Source organism: Pseudomonas sp. LBUM1652, assembly GCF_059716105.1.
The window spans coordinates 6,136,222-6,159,763 of sequence record NZ_CP166804.1 but is presented as its reverse complement, the minus strand read 5'-3'; the positions used below and the strand labels follow the sequence as shown (position 1 = coordinate 6,159,763).

The 23,542-nt window shown below is 59.5% G+C and carries 23 protein-coding genes and 1 pseudogene; 12 read left to right on the top strand and 12 right to left on the bottom strand.

Features of this window, described 5'->3' with window-relative positions:
- Window positions 1-269 precede the first annotated feature (269 nt).
- A complete protein-coding gene (gltS, locus tag ACA069_RS27935; protein ID WP_187680343.1) occupies window positions 270-1,478 on the top strand; it encodes a sodium/glutamate symporter in 1,209 nt (402 codons plus the stop codon).
- Window positions 1,479-1,573: 95 nt separating this feature from the next.
- Here the strand turns inward: gltS and crc are convergent, their stop codons facing one another.
- A complete protein-coding gene (gene crc / locus ACA069_RS27930) occupies window positions 1,574-2,353 on the bottom strand; it encodes a catabolite repression control protein Crc (protein WP_007920349.1) in 780 nt (259 codons plus the stop codon).
- 82 nt (window positions 2,354-2,435) lie between these two features.
- Between crc and pyrE the strand changes: the two genes are divergently transcribed.
- Window positions 2,436-3,080, top strand: coding sequence for an orotate phosphoribosyltransferase (gene pyrE / locus ACA069_RS27925; protein WP_187680344.1), 645 nt, complete (start codon window positions 2,436-2,438; stop codon window positions 3,078-3,080).
- Window positions 3,081-3,147: 67 nt separating this feature from the next.
- Here pyrE and argB read toward each other — a convergent pair whose 3' ends face one another.
- The 4 genes and pseudogenes from argB to coaBC form a co-directional block, all read right to left on the bottom strand.
- The gene (gene argB / locus ACA069_RS27920) at window positions 3,148-4,053 is read right to left on the bottom strand and encodes an acetylglutamate kinase (protein ID WP_003229488.1); all 906 of its coding nucleotides are present in this window, start codon (window positions 4,051-4,053) and stop codon (window positions 3,148-3,150) included.
- Window positions 4,054-4,070: 17 nt separating this feature from the next.
- A pseudogene (locus ACA069_RS27915) lies at window positions 4,071-5,474 on the bottom strand (phosphomannomutase/phosphoglucomutase); the annotation flags it as partial.
- Window positions 5,475-5,702: 228 nt separating this feature from the next.
- Window positions 5,703-6,158 carry a dUTP diphosphatase gene (gene dut / locus ACA069_RS27910; RefSeq protein ID WP_016985816.1) on the bottom strand — a complete coding sequence of 152 codons (456 nt, stop codon included), beginning with the start codon at window positions 6,156-6,158 and terminating at the stop codon, window positions 5,703-5,705.
- A 5-nt stretch (window positions 6,159-6,163) separates the two neighbouring features.
- Complete coding sequence (gene coaBC, locus ACA069_RS27905) at window positions 6,164-7,372, bottom strand: bifunctional phosphopantothenoylcysteine decarboxylase/phosphopantothenate--cysteine ligase CoaBC (RefSeq protein ID WP_187680377.1); 1,209 nt, start codon at window positions 7,370-7,372, stop codon at window positions 6,164-6,166.
- Window positions 7,373-7,506: 134 nt separating this feature from the next.
- Between coaBC and radC the strand changes: the two genes are divergently transcribed.
- Window positions 7,507-8,181: a RadC family protein gene (gene radC, locus ACA069_RS27900; RefSeq protein ID WP_489881440.1), complete on the top strand. Its 675-nt coding sequence runs from the start codon at window positions 7,507-7,509 to the stop codon at window positions 8,179-8,181.
- A gap of 130 nt (window positions 8,182-8,311) precedes the next feature.
- Here the strand turns inward: radC and ACA069_RS27895 are convergent, their stop codons facing one another.
- Window positions 8,312-9,898, bottom strand: a complete 1,587-nt coding sequence (locus ACA069_RS27895; RefSeq protein ID WP_187680351.1) for an ABC transporter substrate-binding protein — start codon at window positions 9,896-9,898, stop codon at window positions 8,312-8,314.
- A gap of 448 nt (window positions 9,899-10,346) precedes the next feature.
- Here ACA069_RS27895 and rpmB point away from each other — a divergent pair, with 448 nt between their 5' ends.
- The gene (gene rpmB, locus ACA069_RS27890) at window positions 10,347-10,580 is read left to right on the top strand and encodes a 50S ribosomal protein L28 (protein WP_007920377.1); all 234 of its coding nucleotides are present in this window, start codon (window positions 10,347-10,349) and stop codon (window positions 10,578-10,580) included.
- Between the two features lie 11 nt (window positions 10,581-10,591).
- Window positions 10,592-10,747: a 50S ribosomal protein L33 gene (gene rpmG, locus ACA069_RS27885; RefSeq protein WP_016772554.1), complete on the top strand. Its 156-nt coding sequence runs from the start codon at window positions 10,592-10,594 to the stop codon at window positions 10,745-10,747.
- Between the two features lie 109 nt (window positions 10,748-10,856).
- Here the strand turns inward: rpmG and ACA069_RS27880 are convergent, their stop codons facing one another.
- Both ACA069_RS27880 and ACA069_RS27875 read right to left on the bottom strand, forming a co-directional pair.
- A complete protein-coding gene (locus ACA069_RS27880) occupies window positions 10,857-11,057 on the bottom strand; it encodes a hypothetical protein (RefSeq protein ID WP_401271974.1) in 201 nt (66 codons plus the stop codon).
- An 86-nt stretch (window positions 11,058-11,143) separates the two neighbouring features.
- Window positions 11,144-11,503 carry a cupin domain-containing protein gene (locus ACA069_RS27875; protein ID WP_401271973.1) on the bottom strand — a complete coding sequence of 120 codons (360 nt, stop codon included), beginning with the start codon at window positions 11,501-11,503 and terminating at the stop codon, window positions 11,144-11,146.
- Window positions 11,504-11,739: 236 nt separating this feature from the next.
- Here ACA069_RS27875 and ACA069_RS27870 point away from each other — a divergent pair, with 236 nt between their 5' ends.
- Complete coding sequence (locus ACA069_RS27870) at window positions 11,740-13,233, top strand: aldehyde dehydrogenase (protein ID WP_187680354.1); 1,494 nt, start codon at window positions 11,740-11,742, stop codon at window positions 13,231-13,233.
- 261 nt (window positions 13,234-13,494) lie between these two features.
- Entirely contained in the window at window positions 13,495-14,640 is a 1,146-nt protein-coding gene (locus ACA069_RS27865; protein WP_497615609.1) for an MFS transporter, read from the top strand.
- A 16-nt stretch (window positions 14,641-14,656) separates the two neighbouring features.
- Here ACA069_RS27865 and ACA069_RS27860 read toward each other — a convergent pair whose 3' ends face one another.
- Both ACA069_RS27860 and ACA069_RS27855 read right to left on the bottom strand, forming a co-directional pair.
- Entirely contained in the window at window positions 14,657-16,225 is a 1,569-nt protein-coding gene (locus tag ACA069_RS27860; protein WP_497615608.1) for a phospholipase D family protein, read from the bottom strand.
- A gap of 60 nt (window positions 16,226-16,285) precedes the next feature.
- Window positions 16,286-17,707 carry an aminotransferase-like domain-containing protein gene (locus tag ACA069_RS27855; protein ID WP_489880567.1) on the bottom strand — a complete coding sequence of 474 codons (1,422 nt, stop codon included), beginning with the start codon at window positions 17,705-17,707 and terminating at the stop codon, window positions 16,286-16,288.
- A 179-nt stretch (window positions 17,708-17,886) separates the two neighbouring features.
- On the opposite strand from ACA069_RS27855, the gene ACA069_RS27850 reads away from it, so the two are divergent.
- The gene (locus tag ACA069_RS27850) at window positions 17,887-18,132 is read left to right on the top strand and encodes a DUF1127 domain-containing protein (RefSeq protein ID WP_187680358.1); all 246 of its coding nucleotides are present in this window, start codon (window positions 17,887-17,889) and stop codon (window positions 18,130-18,132) included.
- A 60-nt stretch (window positions 18,133-18,192) separates the two neighbouring features.
- On the opposite strand, the gene ACA069_RS27845 is transcribed toward ACA069_RS27850, so the two are convergent.
- Window positions 18,193-19,482, bottom strand: coding sequence for an NAD(P)/FAD-dependent oxidoreductase (locus ACA069_RS27845; protein WP_187680378.1), 1,290 nt, complete (start codon window positions 19,480-19,482; stop codon window positions 18,193-18,195).
- 138 nt (window positions 19,483-19,620) lie between these two features.
- Between ACA069_RS27845 and ACA069_RS27840 the strand changes: the two genes are divergently transcribed.
- A complete protein-coding gene (locus tag ACA069_RS27840; protein WP_187680379.1) occupies window positions 19,621-19,974 on the top strand; it encodes a YkgJ family cysteine cluster protein in 354 nt (117 codons plus the stop codon).
- A gap of 69 nt (window positions 19,975-20,043) precedes the next feature.
- Here ACA069_RS27840 and ACA069_RS27835 read toward each other — a convergent pair whose 3' ends face one another.
- Window positions 20,044-20,532, bottom strand: coding sequence for an Lrp/AsnC ligand binding domain-containing protein (locus ACA069_RS27835; RefSeq protein ID WP_003177284.1), 489 nt, complete (start codon window positions 20,530-20,532; stop codon window positions 20,044-20,046).
- Window positions 20,533-20,685: 153 nt separating this feature from the next.
- On the opposite strand from ACA069_RS27835, the gene dadA reads away from it, so the two are divergent.
- The 3 genes from dadA to alr all read left to right on the top strand — a co-directional run bounded on the left by dadA (window position 20,686) and on the right by alr (window position 23,485).
- On the top strand, window positions 20,686-21,990 hold the full coding sequence (gene dadA / locus ACA069_RS27830; protein ID WP_401271969.1) for a D-amino acid dehydrogenase: 1,305 nt from the start codon (window positions 20,686-20,688) through the stop codon (window positions 21,988-21,990).
- The gene (locus ACA069_RS27825; protein WP_187680360.1) at window positions 21,962-22,315 is read left to right on the top strand and encodes a RidA family protein; all 354 of its coding nucleotides are present in this window, start codon (window positions 21,962-21,964) and stop codon (window positions 22,313-22,315) included. The genes dadA and ACA069_RS27825 overlap by 29 nt, the downstream gene beginning before the upstream one ends.
- Before the next feature lie 96 nt (window positions 22,316-22,411).
- On the top strand, window positions 22,412-23,485 hold the full coding sequence (gene alr, locus ACA069_RS27820; RefSeq protein WP_497615607.1) for an alanine racemase: 1,074 nt from the start codon (window positions 22,412-22,414) through the stop codon (window positions 23,483-23,485).
- Window positions 23,486-23,542 lie beyond the last annotated feature (57 nt).

The following is a 23,542-nucleotide window of genomic DNA, read 5'->3' as shown; positions in this document are numbered from 1 at the left end:
CAATCGGTAGGCGATATTTTTATATATATTCAGCTCTTACACTTCTAGTCACAACTGCAATGCTTTAGAGCGATCTGAGTCCTTGGCAATAAGACTTGGCGATTGTTAAGGTTACTCCGCGCAACGTTGCTTCAGAAACATCTCGATATATTCAAGCCATCGAAGGTCTTTGAATTCCAAATCAATCAGTGTTGAGACAATCAGCCGATTCAATAGGCGTGCGCGGGTAAAAAGTACGCCTGGTGAATATATAGCCAAGAATAATCCCAATGATTCAGCTCGATTTTTATGGAACGCTCGTGGCCGCCTCTCTGGTGCTTTTACTGGGTCGCGGGCTTGTTGCACGAGTCGGTTTTCTACGTAATTACAATATTCCTGAACCCGTCGCCGGTGGCTTGGTGGTTGCGCTGGGTTTATTGATGTTGCGAACGTTTGATATAGAAATCAGATTCGATACGTCACTACAAACACCTTTGATGTTGGCATTCTTCGCCACAATCGGTTTGAGCGCAGACTTTGCCAGCCTGAAGAAGGGTGGTCGCGTAGTCGGCATCTTTCTACTGGCGGTTACCGGGCTTCTGGTCGTTCAGAACGCCATGGGCATCGGTCTTGCGACAATGCTGGGACTGGATCCGTTGATGGGGCTGCTGACGGGCTCGATTACCTTGTCGGGTGGCCACGGTACGGGTGCTGCGTGGGGAGCTGTGTTCAGCGAGAAGTACGGTCTGGCATCGGCCTCCGAGCTTGCGATTGCCTCGGCGACATTCGGCCTGGTCCTGGGTGGCTTGATTGGTGGGCCGGTGGCCCGGCTGCTCATCAAGCGCGTGCAAGTGCCGGGTTGCCAGCCTCAAGAAACGCCACGCTTGCCAAAGGGTTTCGAGCAGCCGAACAAAGAGCGCTCGATTACCCCCTTTTCGTTTATCGAGACACTGGCGCTGATCGCCGTCAGTCTATTGGCCGGCAATGTTCTCAATGGCCTGTTACAAGGAACCGCTTTCGAATTGCCGACGTTTGTCTGCGTTTTGTTCGTGGGTGTGGTGCTACGTAATGGGCTGTCGGCGCTGGGCCTGTATCAGGTGTTCGAGCGTGAAGTCTCGGTACTGGGCAATGTCAGCTTGTCGCTGTTTCTGGCGATTGCCTTGATGTCTCTGAAATTGTGGGATCTGGCCGCTCTGGCATTGCCGATCTTCATCATCCTGGCTACGCAGGCCTTGGTCATGGCGCTGTTTGCGATTTTCGTGACGTTCCGAATGATGGGCAGCAACTACGATGCGGCGGTATTGGCGGCAGGGCACTGCGGTTTTGGGCTGGGTGCGACGCCTACGGCCATTGCCAACATGCAAGCAGTGACGCAACGCTTCGGGCCTTCGCAGATTGCGTTTCTCGTGGTGCCGATGGTGGGGGCGTTCTTTATCGACCTCATTAACGTCATCGTGATCAAGCTGTACCTGGCCCTGCCGTTTTTCGCCGCTGTTTGAGCATTAAGCGTCAAGCCGCTTTCACCGTGGTCTGACGCATAAAAAATGCCCGTATCTTTCGATACGGGCATTTTTTTGTGTCTGCGAATCGACGCTTAGATGGTCAGCGTCCAGTCGTAGTCGACGATCAGCGGCGCGTGCTGCGAGAACCGCGGCTGACGTGGCAGGCGTGCGCTGCGCACGAAGCGCCGCAGGCCCGGCGTCAGGATCTGGTAGTCAAAGCGCCAGCCCAGATTGAGCATCTCGGCCTGCTCGTTGTCCGGCCACCAGCTGTACTGGTCGCCTTCGCGGCTGACTTCGCGCAGGGCATCGACGTAGCCCATGTTGCCGACAATCTCGTCCATCCAGGCGCGCTCTGGCGCCAGGAAGCCCGGGGATTGCTGGCTGTCGCGCCAGTTTTTGATGTCGAGCTTCTGCTGCGCCACGTACAGCGAGCCACAATAAATGTACTCGCGACGTTTGCGTCGCTGTTTGTCCAGGTACTTGCCGAAGTCGTCCATGAGCTTGAACTTCTGGTTCAAGTCCTCATCGCCGTTCATCCCAGAAGGAAGCAGCAAGGTGGCAATACTGACTTTGTCGAAATCTGCTTGCAGGTAGCGCCCGTAGCGGTCGGCCGTCTCGAAACCGAGACCGCTGATGACAGCCTTCGGTTGCAACCGCGAATACAAAGCCACGCCACCTTGGGCAGGGACTTCAGCATCGCAGGCATAAAGGAAGTAGCCATCCAGTTGGAAGGCTGGGTCATCCAGTTCAAAGGCGGAGGCACGGGTGTCCTGCAGGCAGATGACGTCGGCATTCTGTGCTTGCAGCCAACTGAGCAAACCACGCTCGACTGCAGCCTGAATACCATTGACGTTCACACTGATGATCCGCATAAATGGCCCCAAAAATCGCGTGCGTGTATGATACACGGCGTCAAGCTAATTAGCTAAATCCGTGGTATTTGGGGTTTTTTTCATGCAAGCGTATCAGCGCGATTTCATTCGTTTTGCCATCGATCGCGGCGTTTTGCGCTTCGGTGAGTTCACCCTGAAGTCCGGGCGTACCAGTCCTTACTTCTTCAATGCCGGCCTGTTCAACTCGGGTTCTGCCCTGGCGCAACTGGGTCGTTTCTACGCGGCGGCCATTGTCGAAAGCGGCATTGCCTTCGACGTGCTCTTTGGCCCAGCCTACAAAGGCATCCCGCTGGCGGCGACCACTGCCGTTGCGCTGGCCGAGCATCACGACCGTGACCTGCCATGGTGCTTCAACCGCAAGGAAGCCAAGGCCCACGGCGAAGGCGGCAGCCTGGTCGGCGCACCGCTGACCGGTGAAGTGCTGATCATCGACGACGTGATCACCGCCGGCACCGCGATCCGCGAAGTGATGCAGATCATCGCTTCCCAGGACGGCGCCAAGGCTGCCGGCGTGCTGATCGCCCTGAACCGCCAGGAGCGCGGCAATGGTGAATTGTCGGCGATCCAGGAAGTGGAACGTGATTTCGGTATTCCGGTCATCAGCATCGTTTCGCTGAATCAGGTGCTGGAGTTCCTCGCTGATGATCCGCAGCTCAAGCAGCATTTGCCGGCCGTCGAAGCGTACCGCGCCCAGTTCGGCGTCTGATCGCCGAAAGCAGGCAAAAAAAGACCCCGCTCAGTCAGGCTGAGCGGGGTCTTTTCGTTTGTGTAGCTTACGGACGCTTGCGATTGCTGATCAGCGTGCCCACACCGGTGTCGGTAAAGATTTCCAGCAGGATCGCGTTCGGCACGCGGCCGTCGATGATCAGCGAGCTACCTACGCCGCCCTGAACCGCTTCCAGTGCGCAGCGGATCTTCGGCAACATACCGCCGTAGATGGTGCCGTCGGCGATCAGGTCGTCGACCTGTTGGGTGCTTAGACCAGTCAACACCGTGCCCGATTTGTCCATCAGGCCAGCGATGTTGGTCAGCAGCATCAGCTTTTCGGCTTTCAGCGCTTCAGCGACTTTACCGGCCACCAGATCCGCGTTGATGTTGTACGACTCGCCATTTTCACCCACGCCGATCGGCGCGATCACCGGGATGAAATTGCCTTTGACCAGCAGGTTCAGCAGCTCGGTGTTGATCCCGACCACTTCGCCTACCTGACCGATGTCGATGATTTCCGGTTGAGTCATCTCCGGGGTCTGGCGGGTGACGGTGAGCTTCTTCGCACGAATCAGCCCGGCGTCTTTACCGGTCAGGCCGATGGCGCTGCCGCCGTGACGGTTGATCAGGTTGACGATGCTTTTGTTGACCTGACCGCCGAGAACCATTTCAACCACGTCCATGGTCGCGGCGTCAGTGACGCGCATGCCGTCGACGAAGTGGCTTTCGATCGACAGGCGCTTGAGCAGATCACCGATCTGCGGGCCACCACCATGAACCACGACCGGGTTGATGCCTACGGCTTTCATCAACACGATGTCGCGGGCGAAGCCGGTTTTCAGCTCCTCGCTTTCCATCGCGTTGCCGCCGTATTTGATCACCAGGGTCTTGCCGACATAACGTCGGATGTAAGGCAACGCTTCGGACAGGACCTGGGCGGTATGGGCGGCGGCTTCGCGTTCGAGGGTCATTCAGGGCTCCGGGTGGATCAGAACGGTAATTGGAGATCAGGTGCAACGCGTTTCAATTGGGCGTGGAACACATCCTTGATGCGCTGCAATTCAGCCTCGTCATCGGCCTCGAAGCGCAGCACCAGCACCGGAGTGGTGTTGGACGCGCGCACCAGGCCCCAGCCTTTGGCGTAATCGACTCGCACGCCGTCGATGGTGGTCAGGTCAGCGCCTGCGCCCCACTGTGCGTCGTGCAGTGCATCAATGATGCTGAATTTGCTCTCTTCGGTCACATGGATATTGATTTCCGGCGTAGAAATATCGTTCGGGAAGGTCGCAAACAACTCTTCTGCCGTGGATTTTTCCTTGCTGAGGATCTCCAGCAGCCGGGCGGCGCTGTAGATGCCGTCGTCGAAACCGAACCAGCGTTCCTTGAAGAAGATGTGCCCGCTCATTTCACCGGCCAACAGCGCGCCGGATTGTTTCATCTTCTTTTTGATCAACGAATGACCAGTCTTCCACATTAGCGGCCGGCCACCGTATTCCTTGATCAGCGGTACCAGGCGACGGGTGCATTTGACGTCGAAGATGATTTCCGCGTCCGGGTTGCGCGCCACCACGTCGCGGGCGAACAGCATCAGCAGGCGATCTGGATAGACGATGCTGCCGGTGTTGGTCACTACGCCGACGCGGTCACCGTCGCCGTCAAAAGCCAGGCCGAGGTCGGCGTTGGTTTCCTTGACCTTGGCGATCAGGTCGACGAGGTTTTCCGGTTTGCCCGGATCCGGGTGGTGATTCGGGAAATTGCCGTCAACTTCGCAGAACAGCGGGATGACTTCGCAGTTCAGCGCTTCGATCAGTTGCGGAGCAATCACGCCGGCTGCGCCGTTGCCGCAGTCGACCACGACTTTCAGGCGGCGGGCCAGTTTGATGTCCTGGACGATTTCGGTGTTATAGCGATCGAGAATTTCGACTTGAGTCACGCTGCCTTGGCCGCTGCTCAGATTGTTGGTCTTGATGCGCTCGTGCAGAACCTGGATCTGTTCGTTGGCGAGGGTGTCGCCGGCGATCACGATCTTGAAGCCGTTGTAGTTCGACGGGTTGTGGCTGCCGGTGAGCATCACGCCGGACTTGCCGGCCAGTACGTTGGCGGCGTAGTACAACGCAGGCGTTGGCACCAGACCGACATCGCTGACGTGGCAACCGCTCTCGGCAATACCGCGGATCAGTTCTGCGACCAGCTCCGGGCCGGACAAACGGCCGTCGCGGCCGACGGAAACGTTAGGCTCGCCTTGGGCCAGGCTCTGCGAGCCGATGGCGCGGCCGATCCAGTAAGCGGTTTCAGCATTGAGGAATTCCGGCACGGTGCCGCGAATGTCATAGGCGCGAAAGATGCTGTCGGGCAGCTTCGGGGCAATCTTGGCTGGGGTGCTCATCTGCGGAAATGCTCCATCTCGAAAGTGGTGGGTCACACCGACGATTCACTCGACGGCAGGCTCAAACTGAAGGGTATGACGGCGTTTTCCACAGAGAGTTCGTGGTATGAAAGGGCCATGACGCCTCGGCTGGCGTGGCTTTGGCCCGGCAAAACCTTGATTTGCGGCGGTAAATCTTTCAGATGAATCCGCACAAATTTCCCCTGTAGAAGCTGCTCCTACAGGGGTACCGGCTTATTTGGTGCCGGTATGCCCGAAACCGCCCGTGCCGCGTTCGGTTTCGACAAATTCTTCAACCATTTCGAAGTGCGCCTGTACCACTGGCACCAGCACCAGTTGCGCCAAGCGCTCGCCGACGGTCATGGTGAAGTCGGTCTGGCCGCGGTTCCAGCAGGACACCATCAGCGGGCCTTGATAATCGGAGTCGATCAGGCCAACGAGGTTGCCCAGCACGATGCCGTGTTTGTGGCCCATGCCTGAGCGCGGCAGGATCAGCGCTGCGAGGTTCGGGTCGCCGATGTAAACCGACAGACCGGTAGGGATCAGCACGGTTTCACCCGGTTTGATCACGATGTCCTGTTCCAGCATGGCGCGCAGGTCGAGGCCGGCGGAGCCTGGGGTGGCGTATTGCGGCAGCGGGAATTCGGTACCGATGCGTGGGTCGAGGATCTTGGCTTGCAAAGCGTGCATGTAAATTAAACCTGGTTCAGACGTTCGGCGATAAAAGTGACCAGTTGGCGAGCGATCTTGCTCTTGCTGGTCTGGGCGAAAACCGTGGCGTGCAGCTCACGGTCAATCACGCTGCAGGCGTTTTCTTCGCTGTTGAAACCGATGCTCGGGTTGGCGACGTCGTTGGCGACGATCAAATCGAGATTCTTGTCCTTCAGCTTGCGTGCAGCGTAGTCGAGCAGGTGTTCGGTCTCGGCGGCGAAGCCGACACTGAACGGACGGTCGGGACGGGTCGCGATGGTGGCCAGGATGTCCGGGTTACGCACCATTTGCAGGACGAAGCCGTCGCCGCTCGTAGGATCTTTCTTGAGTTTTTGCGGGGCGATGACTTCCGGGCGGTAATCCGCGACCGCTGCCGAGGAGATGAACACGTCGCAAGGGATTGCGGCTTCGCACGCCGCGAGCATGTCGCGGGCACTGACCACGTCGATGCGCGTGACGCGATCCGGGGTCGGCAGGTGCACCGGGCCGCTGATCAGGGTCACGCGGGCACCGGCCTCAACCGCCGCTTCGGCCAGGGCAAAGCCCATTTTTCCGGAGCTATGGTTGGTGATGTAGCGCACCGGGTCGATGTTTTCCTGGGTCGGGCCGGCGGTGATCACCACGTGTTTGCCGGTCAATGCCTGACGCTGGAAGCAGTCCGCCGCGCACTGCGCCAGATCGGTGGCTTCCATCATGCGGCCCATGCCGACGTCGCCGCAGGCCTGGCTGCCGGAGGCCGGGCCGAAAGTCTTCAGGCCACGGCTTTCAAGGAGTTGCAGGTTGGCCTGGGTCGCCGGGTCGCGCCACATTGCCTGGTTCATCGCCGGAGCGACTGCCACTACGGCGTCGGTGGCCAGCACCAGCGTGGTCAGCAAATCGTTGGCGATACCCTGCGCCAGACGGGCGAGCAGGTCGGCGGTGGCCGGGGCGATCAGTACCAGATCGGCCCATTTGGCCAGCTCGATGTGGCCCATCGCCGCTTCGGCGGCCGGGTCGAGCAAATCCAGGTGAACCGGGTGGCCTGACAGGGCCTGCATGGTCAGCGGGGTAATGAACTCGGCGCCGCCGTGGGTCATGACCACGCGCACTTCGGCACCCTGGTCGATCAGGCGACGAACCAGATCAGCGCTCTTGTAGGCCGCGATGCCGCCGCCGACGCCCAGAACGATGCGTTTCCGATACAGCCGCTGCATAGGTCTGCCTTTCAATTCGTTGATGACTGCGGTGCGATGCCCCCTCCCCAGGGATAAATCGACCGCAAAAAAGATGGGCTACGATATCACAGCGACCGCTACGGAACAGCGGCGCCCACAGACAAGGAATGTGTATGAGTATTCGCGATTGGCCGGAGGCGGAAAGGCCGCGGGAGAAGCTGCTTGAACAGGGTTCGGGGGCTCTCTCCGACGCTGAGTTGTTGGCGATCTTTTTACGAACCGGGGTCACTGGAAAAAGCGCGGTGGATCTGGCGCGACACCTGTTGAATCAGTTCGGCAGCCTGCGCGCGCTACTGGAGGCCGATCTAGTGGCGTTCAGCAAGCAATTGGGACTGGGGCCGGCAAAGTTTGCCCAGTTGCAGGCGGTGCTGGAGATGAGCCGTCGGCACTTGGCCGAGCGCATGCGTAAAAAACCGGCGCTGGAGAGTCCGCAAGCGGTTCGCGATTATCTGAAATCCATGCTGCGCCACGAGCCGCACGAGGTGTTTGGCTGCCTGTTTCTCGATTCCAAACATCAGGTTTTGGTGTTCGAGGCGCTGTTTCGCGGGTCGATCGATAACACCAGCGTGCATCCCCGGGAAGTCGTAAAGCGTGCCCTGGCAAACAACGCAGCGGCCGTGATCCTGTGCCACAACCACCCGTCGGGCAATACCGATCCCAGCCAGGCGGATCGACTCCTGACCAAGCGATTGCAGAAGGCGCTCGAACTGATTGATGTGCGGGTGCTGGATCACTTCATCGTTGGTGATGGCGAGCCACTGTCGATGGCGGAATACGGCTGGATGTAAATCTCAGGAAAACGCTACTCCCTGTGGGAGCTGGCTTGCCAGCGATAGCGGGCTGACAGGCCGCAGTTGTGCTGAATGTGCCGCCGTCATCGCTGGCAAGCCAGCTCCCACAGGTTTTGTGTTGTTGCGGTTATTTGAGGCTGACCTTCGAATAGTCCTGCCGGCCGAACGGGCTCACCGAATAGCCCTGCACATCCTTGCGGGTCAGTGCGTACGCGGTCGGATGCGCCAGCGGCAGCCAAAGCGCCTGCTGCTGAATCTGCGCCTGCGCCTGCTCATAGAGCTTGGTGCGCACCCCTTGCTCGCTGGTGGTCTTGCCAGCGCTGATCAGCTTGTCCAGGTCGGCGTTGCAATAGCGGGCGAAGTTGGTGCCGGACTTGACCGCCGCGCAGGAAAACTGCGGTGTGAGGAAGTTGTCCGGGTCGCCGTTGTCGCCGGCCCAGCCCATGAACAGCAAGTCATGCTCGCCCGCCTTGGCGCGGCGGATCAGCTCGCCCCACTCGATCACGCGGATCTCCGCCTGAATGCCGATTTCGGCGAGGTCAGACTGCAACATCTGTGCGCCGAGGCTCGGGTTCGGGTTGAGCAGGCTGCCGGACGGACGCGTCCAGATGGTGGTCTGGAAGCCGTCCTTCAAACCGGCCTTGGCCAGCAGTGCCTTGGCTTTCGCCACGTCGTGAGGGTAGCCCGCGAGGTTCTTCGCGTAGCCCCAGGTGTTCGGTGGATAAACCCCGTTGGCCGCTTCGGCAGTGTCTTCGAACACGGCTTTGATGTAGTTGGTCTTGTCGAAAGCCAGGTTGATGGCCTGCCGCACTTCTGGCTTGTCCAATGGCGGATGCTGGCTGTTGATGCCAACGAATGCGGTCATGAATGCGTCAGTCTTTTCGACTTTCAGCGTCGGTTCTTTCAGCGCTGCCTGTACGTCCAGGGGTTTTGGCGACAGGGCGATCTGGCATTCGTTACGCCGCAACTTTTGCAGGCGCACGTTGGCGTCCGGGGTAATAGCGAAGATCAGCGGGTCAACAGACGGCTTGCCGCCGAAGTAATCCGGGTTGGCTTTATAGCGAATCGCGGCGTCTTTCTGAAAACGGGTGAAGACGAACGGGCCGGTGCCGATCGGCTGGCTGTTGAGCTTCTCTGTCGCGTTGGCCTTGAGCAGCTTGTCGGCGTATTCAGCGGAATAGACCGAGGCGAAACCCATGCTCAGGGTGGCGAGGAAGGTCGAGTCCGGGTGATCAAGGGTGAAGCGCACGGTCAGCGGGTCCAGGGCATCGATCTTCTTGATCAGTGCCGGCAATTGCATTGACTGCGCGTGCGGGAAGCCGCTCTGGGCGACTTTGTGCCAAGGATTGGCTGGGTCGAGCATGCGGTCAAAACTGAATTTGACGTCTTCTGCGGTCAGCTCGCGGCTCGGCTTGAAGTAATCGGTGGTGTGAAACTTCACCTGCGGGTGCAGTTTGAAGATATAAGTCAGGCCGTCAGTGCTGACTTCCCAGCTGTCGGCCAGGCTCGGGACTACCTTGCCGCTGGCGGTGTCGAAGTCCACCAGGCGATTCATCAGCACGTCGGCCGAGGCATTGGTGGTGGTCAGCGAGTTGTATTGCACCACGTCGAACCCTTCAGGGCTGGCCTCGGTGCAGACGCTCAGCGCGGCGGCCTGGGCCAGGGGGCTCAGCAGGAGCGGGGCGAGCAACAGGGGTAGGGCAGCGAGGCGCATGGTCGGTTTCCTTTTACAGATCGAAGGCCCATCTGCAAGTGCAGTCTGGAAAAGTCCTACCCTAGAGGGCGCGATTGCAAATGACTATCCCCTTTTTGCATTTTTGGGGGCGGCCGTAGGCAGTTATGTGTGGCTGGTGGCGAGACGACGAGGGCGAATCGCGTGTATCAGCGGTTTTCTGCGACGAGCGGTAAAAACCGGTGCCGGCCTTTATCCAAAGCCCTTGCAGGCAGAATTTACGTGCTTTTATTGATTGATTGCACACCGAATGTTGTTGTACCCCGGTCTTTCTGGTATAAAGCAGCGCTCTTTTCTAGGGGCCCGGTTCCTTCACTGTAGGTGTAGCCGGTAAGACCTCTAAAGAAACGCGGCGCCTGGCGCCAAATGACTGAGAGATTAAGCGGCCAACCCATGCCGGGTTGGGCATGTGGTTTTAGAGGGCTGAGGCATGTCGAGAGTATGTCAAGTTACCGGTAAGGGTCCGGTGACTGGGAATAACATTTCCCACGCAAACAACAAAACCCGTCGTCGTTTCCTGCCGAACCTGCAGCATCACCGCTTCTGGGTTGAAGAAGAGAAACGTTTTGTGCGTCTGCGCGTATCTGCCAAAGGCATGCGTATCATCGACAAGCGTGGCATCACTGTCGTGCTCGCCGAACTTCGCCGCGATGGCAAGATTTAAGGGAGCTAATCATGCGTGAATTGATTCGTTTGATCTCGAGCGCCGGTACTGGTCACTTCTACACTACCGACAAGAACAAGCGTACTACCCCGGACAAAATCGAGATCAAGAAATATGATCCGGTTGTTCGCAAGCACGTGATGTACAAGGAAGGCAAAATCAAGTAATTGATTTTTCCCGACTTACAAAAAAGGCCCGTATCTCACGATACGGGCCTTTTTTGTTGCCTGGAAACCAGTTGGGATTTATCCCTCATGCCTCCGGTTTGAGTCGCTCTCAGCCAAAGTGGAACGACACGATGTTGCCTGTCAGATCCTGGTCGATGTTTAGTCGTTCGGGCCGATGATCAGTGGTGCCAACCGGTCCGCTACGGACATGCGTACGGCCCGTCAGTTCTGTGATGTAGGCCTCTACGCTCGGTACGTAGCGGGTACCGATCAAGTGGTGAATTTGTTGCAGTACTTCTTCATTGGGCATGTCGCATTTCCTTATGCGTAAGTTGGGTGCCCTTATTCGGGCCACTCGATTCTCTGATCAGTTTCGCCAACCCGTGCGGTATATAGTTATTTTTTCTCAAAGATCACATAAATCTTTCGGCACGCCTCCAGCACCTCCCAGGTGCCGCGGAACCCCGCCGGAATAACGAAACGGTCACCCACACGCAATGTCTTGGCATTGCCATCGCTGTCACGCAGCACCGAAACACCCTGCAGAATTTCGCAGTATTCATGCTCGGTGTAATTCACCGTCCACTGGCCCACCGCACCTTCCCACACACCGACGTTCATCTGCCCACAGGGGCTGTCGTATTGGTTGAACACCGCTTGCTCGGGATCCCCCTTGAGCACTTTGGTCGGGTCCGGGCGATAGCGCTCGGCTTCGCTGGTGGTCAGGCTGATGTCGACGACGTTCTGGATGTTCATTGTTGTTTTCTCCCGTAATGACGGCGCGATGTTGGAAAGGGCCAAAGTCTATGTTTATTAAATTGAACACCGCAAGGCCGTATAGCGCGCTTATGTCAAATATATTGAAACAACCCCGGCCGCTGGTTTAGGGTGGCGGGTGCCTTGGGCCGAAAAGCAGGCTGGCCAGGCAGAATTCCTGAGGACGCTGGCGACGATCGCGCGGCGCTCGTATTCAACAAGAGGAGGACACTTAAATGACCACCCTGACTCGTGCCGACTGGGAACAACGCGCCCGCGATTTGAAGATCGAAGGCCGCGCCTACCTCAATGGCGAATACACCGACGCCGTCTCCGGTGAGACCTTCGAGTGCATCAGCCCGGTCGATGGCCGTCTGCTGGGCAAGATTGCCAGCTGTGATGCCGCCGACGCCCAGCGCGCCGTGGAAAACGCCCGCGCCACCTTCAATTCCGGCGTCTGGTCGCGCCTGGCGCCGACCAAACGCAAAGCCACCATGATTCGCTTCGCCAGCCTGCTCAAGCAGCACGCCGAAGAACTGGCCCTGCTTGAAACCCTCGACATGGGCAAGCCGATCAGCGATTCGCTGTACATCGACGTTCCAGGCGCGGCACAAGCGCTGAGCTGGAGCGGTGAGGCAATCGACAAGATCTACGATGAAGTCGCGGCCACCCCGCACGATCAACTGGGTCTGGTGACTCGCGAGCCAGTGGGCGTGGTTGGCGCCATCGTTCCGTGGAACTTCCCGCTGATGATGGCTTGCTGGAAACTCGGCCCGGCGCTGTCGACCGGTAACTCGGTCATCCTCAAGCCGTCGGAAAAATCCCCGCTGACCGCCATCCGTATCGCGGCACTGGCCGTTGAAGCCGGTATCCCGAAAGGCGTTCTCAACGTGCTGCCGGGCTACGGCCACACCGTCGGCAAGGCGTTGGCCCTGCACAACGATGTCGATACCCTGGTGTTCACCGGTTCGACCAAGATTGCCAAGCAACTGATGATCTACTCCGGCGAATCGAACATGAAACGCGTGTGGCTGGAGGCCGGTGGCAAGAGCCCGAACATCGTCTTTGCCGATGCGCCGGATCTGCAAGCCGCCGCCGAATCCGCTGCCAGCGCCATCGCCTTCAACCAGGGCGAAGTGTGCACCGCCGGTTCGCGTCTTCTGGTCGAGCGTTCGATCAAGGACAAATTCTTGCCGATGGTCATCGAGGCGCTGAAATCCTGGAAACCGGGCAATCCGCTCGATCCGGCAACCAACGTCGGTGCGCTGGTCGATACCCAGCAGATGAACACCGTGCTGTCGTACATCGAATCCGGGCATACCGATGGCGCCAAACTGGTCGCCGGGGGCAAGCGCATTCTTCAGGAAACCGGCGGCACTTACGTTGAGCCAACGATTTTCGACGGCGTGAGTAACGCGATGAAGATCGCTCAGGAAGAGATCTTCGGCCCGGTGCTGTCGGTTATCGCTTTCGATACCGCCGAAGAGGCGATCCAGATCGCCAACGACACGCCTTATGGCTTGGCCGCAGCAGTGTGGACGCAGGACATTTCCAAGGCGCATCTGACTGCCAAGGCACTGCGCGCCGGCAGCGTGTGGGTCAATCAGTACGATGGCGGTGACATGACTGCACCCTTCGGCGGCTTCAAGCAGTCGGGTAACGGTCGCGACAAGTCGCTGCACGCGTTCGACAAGTACACCGAGCTGAAGGCGACGTGGATCAAGCTGTAAATCGTTAACGAAGGCCTGTCACGAGCAGGCCTTCCAGATGAAGCAGACCCCCTGTGGGAGCGAGCCTATGTGGTGAGGGGATTTATCCCCGATCGGCTGCGAAGCAGTCGCAAAACCAGTAAATGCGGTGTAGCTGATACGCCGCGAGTTCAGGTTTTGGGGCCGCTGCGCGACCCATCGGGGATAAATCCCCTCGCCACATAGGCTCGCTCCCACATTGGTTTTGAGATGAAAACAAGAATATCCACAGGAGCGTGGAACATGCGGTGGGCGACGTATTTCGCCGTGTTGGCGTCTGTCTTGAGTGTCGGCCTGGCCCTGGGGGTCAGCATGCCGTTGGTGTCGTTGCGTCTGGAGGGTTGGGGTTACGGGTCCTTCGCCATTGGCGTGATGGCGGCGATGCCGGCGATTGGTGTGCTGTTGGGCGCGAAGATTTCCAGTCATCTGGCTGCGCGTTTCGGCACGGCGAACCTGATGCGCCTGTGCTTGTGGGCCGGCGCGCTGTCGATCGGGCTGCTGGCGTTGTTGCCGAGCTATCCGATCTGGCTGGTGCTACGGCTGATGATCGGTGTGATCCTGACCATCGTCTTTATTCTCGGCGAGAGCTGGATCAATCAACTGGTGGTCGAGCAGTGGCGCGGGCGGCTGGTGGCGCTGTATGGCAGCAGTTATGCCTTGAGTCAGCTGTCTGGCCCTTTGCTGCTGGGTGCGCTCGGCACCGAGCATGACTATGGTTTCTGGGTGGGAGTCGGTTTGTTGCTGGTTTCGCCCTTGCTCTTGCTGGGACGCAGCGGTGCGCCAAGCAGTGAAGCGAGCAGCGTGACCTTCCGCGACCTGTGGAATTTTGCACGCGAGCTGCCGGCGATTGCCTGGGCGGTGTCGTTGTTTGCCGCGTTCGAGGCGATGATCCTGACGCTGCTTCCGGTGTATTGCCTGCAACAGGGGTTTACTGCAGAGATCGCCCTGGCGATGGTCAGCACCGTGGTGGTAGGTGATGCGTTGCTGCAATTACCGATTGGCGCACTGGCCGATTATCTGTCGCGGCGCACTTTGTTCACCGGGTGCGCGGTGGTGTTGATGCTGTCGAGTCTGGTGATTCCCGTGCTGCTCGATACTTTGCTGATCTGGCCGTTGTGGGTGCTGTTCGGCGCCAGTGCCGGTGGCTTGTTCACTTTGTCGCTGATCCTCATCGGTGAGCGATATCGCGACGATGCGCTGGTGCGAGCCAATGCACATATTGCGCAGTTGTGGGGTGTAGGTTGTCTGGTCGGGCCTTTGGCGGCGGGGGCGGGCAGTCAGTGGATCAGCGGGCATGCGCTGCCCTGGCTGATGGCGGCCGGGGCATTCGGGCTGGTGATTCTGCTGTCGCGTCAAGGTGCGTTCGGCACGGAGGCCGAGCCTGCCTGAATACCTCTCGCCGGGGCTACAACATCCGCTCCAGTCCCACGGTAGTGCTGAACCACGCATTGAAGCGTCGCCACCAACTCCCCGGTTCTTTGGCCAGCGTGTGCAGTTGGCCGTTGTCCTCGGTTACCCAGACGATCTGCCCATTCTCAAGCTTCGCCTCGTAACTCAGCGCCGGCGCCATGCCTTGCAGGGCCAGTTCGCGCACGTGCGTGGCCAGTTCAGGGCTGTCCACCAGCACGCCGACTTCGGTGTTCCACAGCACCGAGCGCGGGTCGAAGTTGAATGAGCCGATAAACGACTTCTGCCGATCAAAGATCATCGCCTTGCTGTGCAGGCTGGAATCCGACCCGCGAAACGACTTGCCGTAAAAAATATGCGGGCCGCTACCACCATCATCACCGGGCTGGCGGCGCAGTTCGAACAGTTTCACACCGTGTTCCAGCAATGCCTTGCGATAAGGCGCATAACCGCCGTGCACGGCTGGCACATCGGTGGCTTCCAGTGAATTGGTCAGCAGTTTCACCGACACACCGGCATCGGCACGTCCGGTCAGGTACACCAGCCCCGGCTGGCCCGGCACGAAATAGGCCGAGATCATGATCAGCTCTTTGCTGACGCCCGTAAGTTCCGGCGCCAGTTGTGTGGTCAGCAGCAACTGCGGATCAGGTTCACCCTTGGCCAGCACCTTGCTCGGTGCATCCCACAGCGCCTGACTCCAGGCCCAGATCAGCTCTTTGCGCCAGATGTCCATGCGCGGTTCGGTTTTGAAGGTCATCAACTGCTGATACAGCGCATGATTCTGCTTGCGGGTTTCTTCCAGTGATTCCTCCAGGCGCGTGCGGGTGTTCTGCAAATCCCTGGCCGAGGGTTTGCTGGAGAGGAATTCTTCGATGGGTTTGCTCAGGGCACTGTTCCAGTACTGGTCGAAGCTGTGCCCGAGTTGTTCGGCCACCGGCCCCACGCTGAGCATGTCGATATCGGTGAAATTCAAATTCGGTTCGGCATCGAAATACTCGTCGCCCAGATTGCGCCCGCCGACGATGGCCACACTGTTGTCCGCCAGCCACAGCTTGTTGTGCATTCGCCGGTGTTGCAGCGACAGGTTTAACAGGCGACCGGCCGCCCGGGTCACGCCCGTGCTGCGCCCCAGATGCAGCGGGTTGAACAGGCGAATCTGGATCTGCGGATGCGCTGCCAGCGTGGCAATGATCTGGTCGAGGCCGTCGCTGGTGGTGTCGTCGAGCAGGATTCGCACGCGCACGCCACGGTCGGCAGCCTTGAGCAGTTCCTCCACCAGCATCCGCGTGCTGACGCCGTCGTGAACGATGTAGTACTGCAAGTCGAGGCTGCTCTGCGCGTTGCGGATCAGCTCGGCGCGGGCGGTGAACGCCTCGGTGCTGTTGGACAGCAGGCGAAAACCGGAACGGCCCTGATACGGCGTGGCCTGAGCCTGGATCGAGCGGCCGAAACTTGAGTCGGAGGCGGGCAATGCCTGACTCGGTTCGCGCGGCACATTGAGACTGGCGCAGCCGCTCAGAAGCGCGGTGAGCATCAACAAAGCGAGTAGGGGCTGTCTGAGGCTCACGTAGGATCGTTCCGGTTGGCGGCAGGGGGTGGCATTTGGATGCTGGTCACTGGAAAAAGGTCAGTCGGCTTCGGCCAGCAGTTTGATTGCTGCCGCGCCGACCTTGCGTACCGCCTCTTCTATCAGCGGTGTCGGTTTGGCAGCGTAGTTCATCCGCAGGCAATTGCGGTACTTGCCCGAGGCGGAAAAGATGCTGCCGACGGCAATCTGTACGCCTTGATCGTGCAGCGCACGATTGAGTTTCAGGGTGTCGAAACCCTCCGGCAATTCAACCCACAGCATGAAACTGCCCTGTGGACGACTGGCGCGGGTGCCAGCAGGGAAGTAGCGCGTGACCCAGTCGATCATCATGTCGCGATTGCGCTGGTATTGCGTGCGCATCCGCCGCAAATGAGGTTCGAAATGACCGGACTTGAGAAATTCGGCAATGGCGATCTGCGGCTGTGGCGCGGTAGAGCCGGTGCTGATGTATTTCATGTGCAGCACCCGTTCCAGATAACGCCCCGGTGCGACCCAACCAATGCGCAGCCCCGGCGCGAGGGTCTTGGAAAACGAACTGCACAGCAGAACGCGGCCGTCTTCGTCGAAGGATTTGATCGTGCGCGGGCGCGGGTAGGTGTAGGCCAGTTCGCCATACACATCGTCCTCGATGATCGCCACGTCGAAACGCTGAGCCAGGTTGAGCAGGGCGCGTTTGCGTGCTTCCGGCATGATGTAGCCGAGTGGGTTGTTGCAGTTGGGCGTGAGCTGGATGACTTTGATTGGCCATTGCTCCAGCGCCAGTTCCAGCGCTTCGAGGCTGATGCCGGTGAGCGGGTCAGTGGGGATTTCCAGGGCTTTCATGCCCAGCCCCTTGAGCGTCTGCATGGCACCGTGAAAGCTCGGCGAATCCACCGCGACGATGTCGCCCGGCTCGCAGATCGCGTGGATGCTGGTCGACAGCGCTTCGTGACAGCCGGTGGTGACGACCAGGTCGGCGGCGCTCAACTGGCAGCCGGAATCGAGCATCAGCCGGGCGATCTGTTCGCGCAGTTCGAGGGTGCCGTGAATGTTGTCGTAATACAGACCGGGCATGTCCTGGCGGCGACTGATGCGCGCCAGCCCGCGCAGCAGCGGTTTCATGGTCGGCGAGGTGACGTCGGGCATGCCGCGACCGAGTTGCACCACATCCTTGCGGGGCACCGCGCGAATCAGCTCCAGCACCTGATCCCACTGCGAAATTTCCACCGGCCGCTGCGCCGGACGCCCGATGGCGGGCAGCTCCGGCAGTTCGCGACCGATCGGTACGAAATACCCCGACTTGGGTTTCGGCGTGGCCAGGCCGCTGTCCTCGAGCATGCGATAAGCCTGCTGCACCGTGCTGAGGCTGACGCCATGTTCTACGCTCAAGGCGCGCACCGACGGCAGCCTGTCACCAGGACGATAGAAGCCTTGTTCGATGCGCGTGCCGAGCAGTTCGGCGAGGTTCACATAAAGCGTCATGGCACTGCCTCGATGCAGGTGATTCGAAAAACCAGTACAGATGCGGCGTAAATCGACAATTCAGTAGCAGAAACAGCAAATCTGTATGGAGTTAATACAGATTGGTTGAATCTGTAATGCTTTTGCCGGCCCGCGCATCATGGAATCTCTGGCTACCCAAGTAAACAGGAGCGACAAAAATGAACGGCTTGAGCGATGTGCGGCTGACGTTACACAGTCAGGAATTGGCGGCAGGGCAGGAGGACAGTGCGTGGAATTCGGCCATGCGCAACGCGCCATCCGGCCTGAGCCGCTGGGGCCTGATCTGGCATCGTCTGCACACGCGCAAGGCGTTGTTGGGGTTGACGGCTGATCAGCTCAAGGATGTCGGGTTGACGCGTGAGCAAGCGCTGGAGGAGGGGTTGAAACCGTTCTGGCGGATCTGACTGCAACTGATCGTTCCTACGCTCTGCGTGGGAACGATCATGGAAGGCGGCACATATCCATCAGACCAACTCTTTAAGCCGATGCCACAACATCCCCAACGCCAACAACGGCGAGCGCAGATGTTTGCCGCCCGGGAAGGTGATGTGCGGCACCTTGGCAAACAGATCAAAGCCACCGCTTTGCTGCCCACTGATGGCCTCGGCGAGCAACTGACCCGCCAGATGCGTGGCATTCACGCCATGGCCGGAATAAGCCTGGGCGTAATACACATTCGGCTGATCATTGAGCCGGCCAATCTGCGGAAGGCGATTGGCGCCGATGCCAATCATCCCGCCCCACTGGTAATCAATCTTCACCCCGGCCAGTTGCGGAAAGACTTCGAGCATTTTCGGTTGCATGTACGCGGCGATGTCCTTTGGATCGCGCCCCGAATAATGGCAGGCGCCACCGAACAGCAAACGCCGATCCGCCGAGAGTCGGTAGTAGTCCAGCGCTACCCGCTGGTCACAGACCGCCATGTTCTGGGGCAAAAGGTTGTGCGCCTGTTCTTCGCTCAAAGGCTCGGTGGCGATGATGTAGCTGCCCGCTGGCAGCACCTTGCCGCTGAGTTGCGGGTTGAGATCATTGAGGTAAGCGTTGCAGCCCAGCACCAGCGTCTTGGCGCGTACCGAACCCTGCGCTGTATGGACCTTCACTTCGGGGCCGTAGTCGATGCGGGTGACTGCCGAATGCTCGAACAGTTTGACTCCCAGTTGCTGCGCTGCGGCCGCTTCACCCAGTGCCAGATTCAGTGGATGCAGATGCCCGGAACCCATGTCGATCAAGCCGCCCACATAGCGCTTGGAACCGACCACGGTGTGCATTTCATTGGCTTGCAGCAAGCGGGTTTCATAGCGATAACCGAGGCCGCGCAGCTCCTCGGCATCTTCGGCAAACCCTTCAAGGTCGGCAGGTTTGTTGGCGAGGTCGCAATAGCCCCAGGTCAGATCGCAGGCAATCTGAAACCGCTCGACCCGCTGGCGGACGATTTCCACCGCTTCCAGGCCCATGAGTTTCATCTGCCGCACGCCGTCGGCACCGATGACGTTGGCGAACTGATCGAGGCCATGGCCGACCCCGCGAATCAGTTGTCCGCCATTGCGACCGCTGGCGCCCCAACCGATCTTGTGTGCCTCCAGCAACACCACGCTGAGGCCGCGCTCGGCCAGTTCCAGCGCGGTGTTCAGCCCCGAAAACCCGCCGCCGACCACGCACACGTCGGCAATCACTTCACCTTGCAGCAGCGGATGATCCGGTTGCGGCAGACTGCTGGCGGCGTAGTAAGAGGCAACGTGAGGCATGAGTATCATCCAACGGCTAAGTGTCGAAAAAATTTGACGGAGCATAAGCCGCTCGCGCGAGGTCGGGCAACACTGGTCGGCCTGCAGTGTCTGGATCACGGCTTTTGCGGCACAATTGCGGCCTATTTCACCTTGGTCACCGCTTCGATGAGCTGCAACAGCGAAAAAATCCGCACCCTGCGCCAGCAGATCCCCACGTTCGATTGCGTGCCGGGCTGCCACGACTGCTGCGGGCCGGTAACCACTTCGCCCGAGGAGATGGCGCGCCTGCCGCGCAAGACCCGCGCCGAGCAGGATGCGGCGATGGAGGCGCTGAACTGTGTGCACTTGGGACCGAATGGCTGCACGGTGTATGGCGAGCGGCCACTGATTTGCCGGTTGTTCGGGACGACGAAGACGTTGCCTTGCCCGAATGGGCGGGGGCCGGTGGAGCTGATTCATCCGCGTGCTGAAAAGCAAATCTTCGAGTACATGGCGGCGAATCGGCAGGTGTTGGTTTAGCCTCTGCGTCCATTCTGGACCGAGTCATGATCGTACCCACGCAGAGCGTGGGTACGATCATTGTGGTGATCAATCCGGAATCGGCAGGCTCAAACTCTCCTTCACCTCTTCCATCACGATATAGCTCTTGGACTCGCGCACATGCGGCAGCTTGAGCAGGATGTCGCCCAGCAGCTTGCGGTAAGAGGCCATCTCGGAAATCCGCGCCTTCACCAGATAGTCGAAATCCCCTGATACCAAGTGACACTCCAGCACGTGAGGCAATTTCAGCACCGCGCGTCGGAACTCTTCGAAAGTGTCGCCGGATTTGTAGTCGAGGCTGATCTCGACGAACACCAAGAGACTACCCTTCAAGTGCTGCGGATTGAGCCGGGCGTTGTAGCCCATGATGATCCCCTCGCGCTCCAGTCTGCGCACCCGCTCGGTGCACGGCGTGGTGGAGAGACCGACCTTTTCCCCGAGTTCGGTAAAGGAAATCCGCCCGTCTGCTTGCAGGATCCGCAAGATATTGCGGTCGATCTTGTCCAGCTCACGTTTGGTCTGAGTGTTGGTACGCATAGGGGATGCGCCTCCGTGAAAAGGGTTTTTGCCGAGAATTGTCGCCAAATATAGGCGCTTATATAGTGAAAAGCACTGGCATTTATTTTTTACACTGCGCGCATCATTGCTCTGACAACACGTCGGCGATCCGCCGCGACGAGGGATACAAAAATGCGCGTTATGGTCTTGGGTAGCGGCGTCATCGGTACCGCCAGTGCTTATTATCTGGCCCGTGCCGGGTTTGAAGTGGTGGTGGTCGACCGGCAGCCTGCCGCGGCCATGGAGACCAGTTTCGCCAACGCCGGCCAGGTTTCGCCGGGCTATGCCTCGCCGTGGGCCGCGCCGGGCGTGCCGCTCAAGGCCATCAAGTGGCTGCTGCAACGCCACGCCCCGCTGGCGATCAAGGCCACCGCTGACATCGATCAATACCTGTGGATGGCGCAGATGCTGCGCAACTGCACCGCCAGCCGTTACGCGGTGAACAAGGAGCGCATGGTGCGTCTGTCCGAGTACAGCCGCGACTGCCTCGACGAATTGCGCGCGGAAACCGGCATCGCCTACGAAGGCCGCAGCCTCGGTACCACTCAGTTGTTCCGTACCCAGGCGCAACTGGATAACGCCGCCAAAGACATCGCCGTACTGAAAGAATCCGGTGTGCCATTTGAACTCCTCGACCGCGCCGGCATTGCCCGGGTCGAGCCAGCTTTGGCTGGCGTCACCGACATCCTCGCCGGTGCCCTGCGCCTGCCGAACGACCAGACCGGCGACTGCCAGATCTTCACCACCCGTCTCGCCGAAATGGCGGTGAAACTGGGCGTTGAATTCCGTTTTGGCCAGGACATCCAGAAGCTCGACTACGCCGGTGATCGTATCAACGGCGTATGGATCGACGGCAAGCTGGAAACCGCTGACCGCTACGTGCTGGCCCTCGGCAGCTACTCACCGCAACTGCTCAAGCCGCTGGGCATCAAAGCCCCGGTGTATCCGCTCAAGGGTTACTCGCTGACCGTGCCGATCACCAACCCGGACATGGCCCCGACGTCGACCATTCTCGACGAGACCTACAAGGTCGCGATCACCCGTTTCGACAACCGCATCCGCGTGGGCGGCATGGCCGAAATCGCCGGTTTTGACCTGTCGCTTAATCCGCGTCGGCGCGAAACCCTGGAGATGATCGTCAACGACCTTTATCCTCAGGGCGGCAATCTGGCCGAGGCGAGTTTCTGGACCGGCCTGCGTCCGACTACCCCGGACGGCACGCCGATCGTGGGCGCCACACCGTTCAAAAATCTGTTCCTCAACACCGGTCACGGCACGCTCGGTTGGACCATGGCGTGCGGTTCCGGTCGTTTGCTGGCTGACCTGATGGCGAAGAAAAAGCCGCAGATCAGCGCCGAAGGCCTCGATATTTCCCGTTACGGCAACAAGCCACAGGAGTCCGCAAAACATGGCAATCCAGCGCCAGCTCACCAATGAGCGCATGAGTCAGATCGTCAGCCACAACGGTACGGTGTACCTGTCCGGGCAGGTCGGTGACGACTTCGACGCCGGGGTTGAGCAGCAGACCCGCGAAGTGCTCGCCAATATCGAGCGCTTGCTGGATCTGGCCGGGACGGACAAACAGCATTTGCTCTCGGCGACGATCTACCTGAACAACATCGAGGCGCACTTCGCCGGGATGAACTCGGTGTGGGATCAGTGGCTGCCCAAAGGCGCCGCCCCGGCCCGCGCTACTGTGGAAGCGAAGATGGCCAAGCCGAGCATTCTGGTGGAAATCTCTATCGTTGCCGCGCTGCCGTAAACCTTTTGTAATGATCCCTCTCCCGGTGCTGTTGGCGGTTCACGCCGTCAGCCAGCGCCGGTTTTTCTTCCCATGACCGCCTAGAAGTCTGCCGCCATGCGTCCTGCCCGTGCCCTGATCGACCTCCAAGCCCTGCGTCACAACTACCGAATTGCCCGCGAAGTCACCGGTGCCAAGGCGCTGGCAGTGATCAAGGCCGATGCTTACGGCCATGGTGCCGTGCGTTGTGCCCAAGCGCTGGAAGCCGAGGCTGACGGTTTTGCCGTGGCCTGCATCGAAGAAGCGTTGGAACTGCGTGCTGCCGGCATCAAGGCTCCGGTGTTGTTGCTTGAAGGGATTTTCGAGGCCGATGAGCTGGCACTGATCGTCGAGCATGATTTCTGGTGTGTGGTGCATTCGCTGTGGCAGCTCGAAGCGATCGAGCAGGCGGCGCTGGGCAAGCCAATCACCGTGTGGCTTAAGCTTGATTCGGGCATGCATCGCGTCGGTCTGCATCCGAAAGATTATCCAGCGGCGTATCAACGGCTGCTGGCCAGCGGCAAAGTGGCGAAGATCGTGCTGATGAGCCACTTCGCCCGTGCCGATGAATTGCACGAGCAGAGCAGCGCCGATCAGGTGGCGGTATTTGAAGCGGCGCGTCAGGGTTTGGCCGCCGAGGTCAGTCTGCGCAACTCGCCGGCCGTGCTTGGTTGGCCGCAAATTCATAGCGATTGGGTGCGTCCGGGGATCATGCTTTACGGCGCGACGCCGTTCGAAGAAGCCAGCGCCGTGGCCGAGCGCCTGCAACCGGTGATGACGCTCGAATCGAAAGTCATCTGCGTACGCGAATTACCCGCCGGTGAGCCCGTTGGCTACGGTGCCAAATTCATCACCGACAAACCGATGCGCATCGGCGTGGTTGCCATGGGTTACGCGGATGGCTACCCGCGCCAGGCACCGACCGGCACGCCGGTACTGGTGGCCGGCCAACGCAGTCGCATCATCGGCCGCGTGTCGATGGACATGCTCTGCATCGACCTGACCGATGTACCGGAAGCCGGATTGGGTTCGACCGTCGAGCTGTGGGGCAAAAACATCCTCGCCAGCGAAGTGGCGAAGTGGGCGGACACCATTCCGTATCAGATTTTCTGCAACCTGCGTCGAGTGCCAAGGCTCTATTCCGAGGCTTGAGGCCGCTACGGAGCCCATGTGTTGTAAATACTGAACGCTGTCGCCATGATAACGCTC

Bases quoted from the DNA above. Each gene is read 5' to 3' on its own strand.
- ACA069_RS27895 (WP_187680351.1), bottom strand. From the start codon at position 9,898: ATGCGCCTCGCTGCCCTACCCCTGTTGCTCGCCCCGCTCCTGCTGAGC.
- dut (WP_016985816.1), bottom strand. From the start codon at position 6,158: ATGCACGCTTTGCAAGCCAAGATCCTCGACCCACGCATCGGTACCGAA.
- ACA069_RS27840 (WP_187680379.1), top strand. From the start codon at position 19,621: ATGAGCTGCAACAGCGAAAAAATCCGCACCCTGCGCCAGCAGATCCCC.
- ACA069_RS27875 (WP_401271973.1), bottom strand. From the start codon at position 11,503: ATGAACATCCAGAACGTCGTCGACATCAGCCTGACCACCAGCGAAGCC.
- ACA069_RS27845 (WP_187680378.1), bottom strand. From the start codon at position 19,482: ATGATACTCATGCCTCACGTTGCCTCTTACTACGCCGCCAGCAGTCTG.
- ACA069_RS27865 (WP_497615609.1), top strand. From the start codon at position 13,495: ATGCGGTGGGCGACGTATTTCGCCGTGTTGGCGTCTGTCTTGAGTGTC.
- argB (WP_003229488.1), bottom strand. From the start codon at position 4,053: ATGACCCTCGAACGCGAAGCCGCCGCCCATACCGCCCAGGTCCTGTCC.
- pyrE (WP_187680344.1), top strand. From the start codon at position 2,436: ATGCAAGCGTATCAGCGCGATTTCATTCGTTTTGCCATCGATCGCGGC.
- ACA069_RS27835 (WP_003177284.1), bottom strand. From the start codon at position 20,532: ATGCGTACCAACACTCAGACCAAACGTGAGCTGGACAAGATCGACCGC.
- ACA069_RS27850 (WP_187680358.1), top strand. From the start codon at position 17,887: ATGAACGGCTTGAGCGATGTGCGGCTGACGTTACACAGTCAGGAATTG.
- crc (WP_007920349.1), bottom strand. From the start codon at position 2,353: ATGCGGATCATCAGTGTGAACGTCAATGGTATTCAGGCTGCAGTCGAG.
- ACA069_RS27880 (WP_401271974.1), bottom strand. From the start codon at position 11,057: ATGCCCAATGAAGAAGTACTGCAACAAATTCACCACTTGATCGGTACC.
- ACA069_RS27870 (WP_187680354.1), top strand. From the start codon at position 11,740: ATGACCACCCTGACTCGTGCCGACTGGGAACAACGCGCCCGCGATTTG.
- rpmG (WP_016772554.1), top strand. From the start codon at position 10,592: ATGCGTGAATTGATTCGTTTGATCTCGAGCGCCGGTACTGGTCACTTC.
- dadA (WP_401271969.1), top strand. From the start codon at position 20,686: ATGCGCGTTATGGTCTTGGGTAGCGGCGTCATCGGTACCGCCAGTGCT.
- alr (WP_497615607.1), top strand. From the start codon at position 22,412: ATGCGTCCTGCCCGTGCCCTGATCGACCTCCAAGCCCTGCGTCACAAC.
- ACA069_RS27825 (WP_187680360.1), top strand. From the start codon at position 21,962: ATGGCAATCCAGCGCCAGCTCACCAATGAGCGCATGAGTCAGATCGTC.
- rpmB (WP_007920377.1), top strand. From the start codon at position 10,347: ATGTCGAGAGTATGTCAAGTTACCGGTAAGGGTCCGGTGACTGGGAAT.
- gltS (WP_187680343.1), top strand. From the start codon at position 270: ATGATTCAGCTCGATTTTTATGGAACGCTCGTGGCCGCCTCTCTGGTG.
- radC (WP_489881440.1), top strand. From the start codon at position 7,507: ATGAGTATTCGCGATTGGCCGGAGGCGGAAAGGCCGCGGGAGAAGCTG.
- coaBC (WP_187680377.1), bottom strand. From the start codon at position 7,372: ATGCAGCGGCTGTATCGGAAACGCATCGTTCTGGGCGTCGGCGGCGGC.
- ACA069_RS27855 (WP_489880567.1), bottom strand. From the start codon at position 17,707: ATGACGCTTTATGTGAACCTCGCCGAACTGCTCGGCACGCGCATCGAA.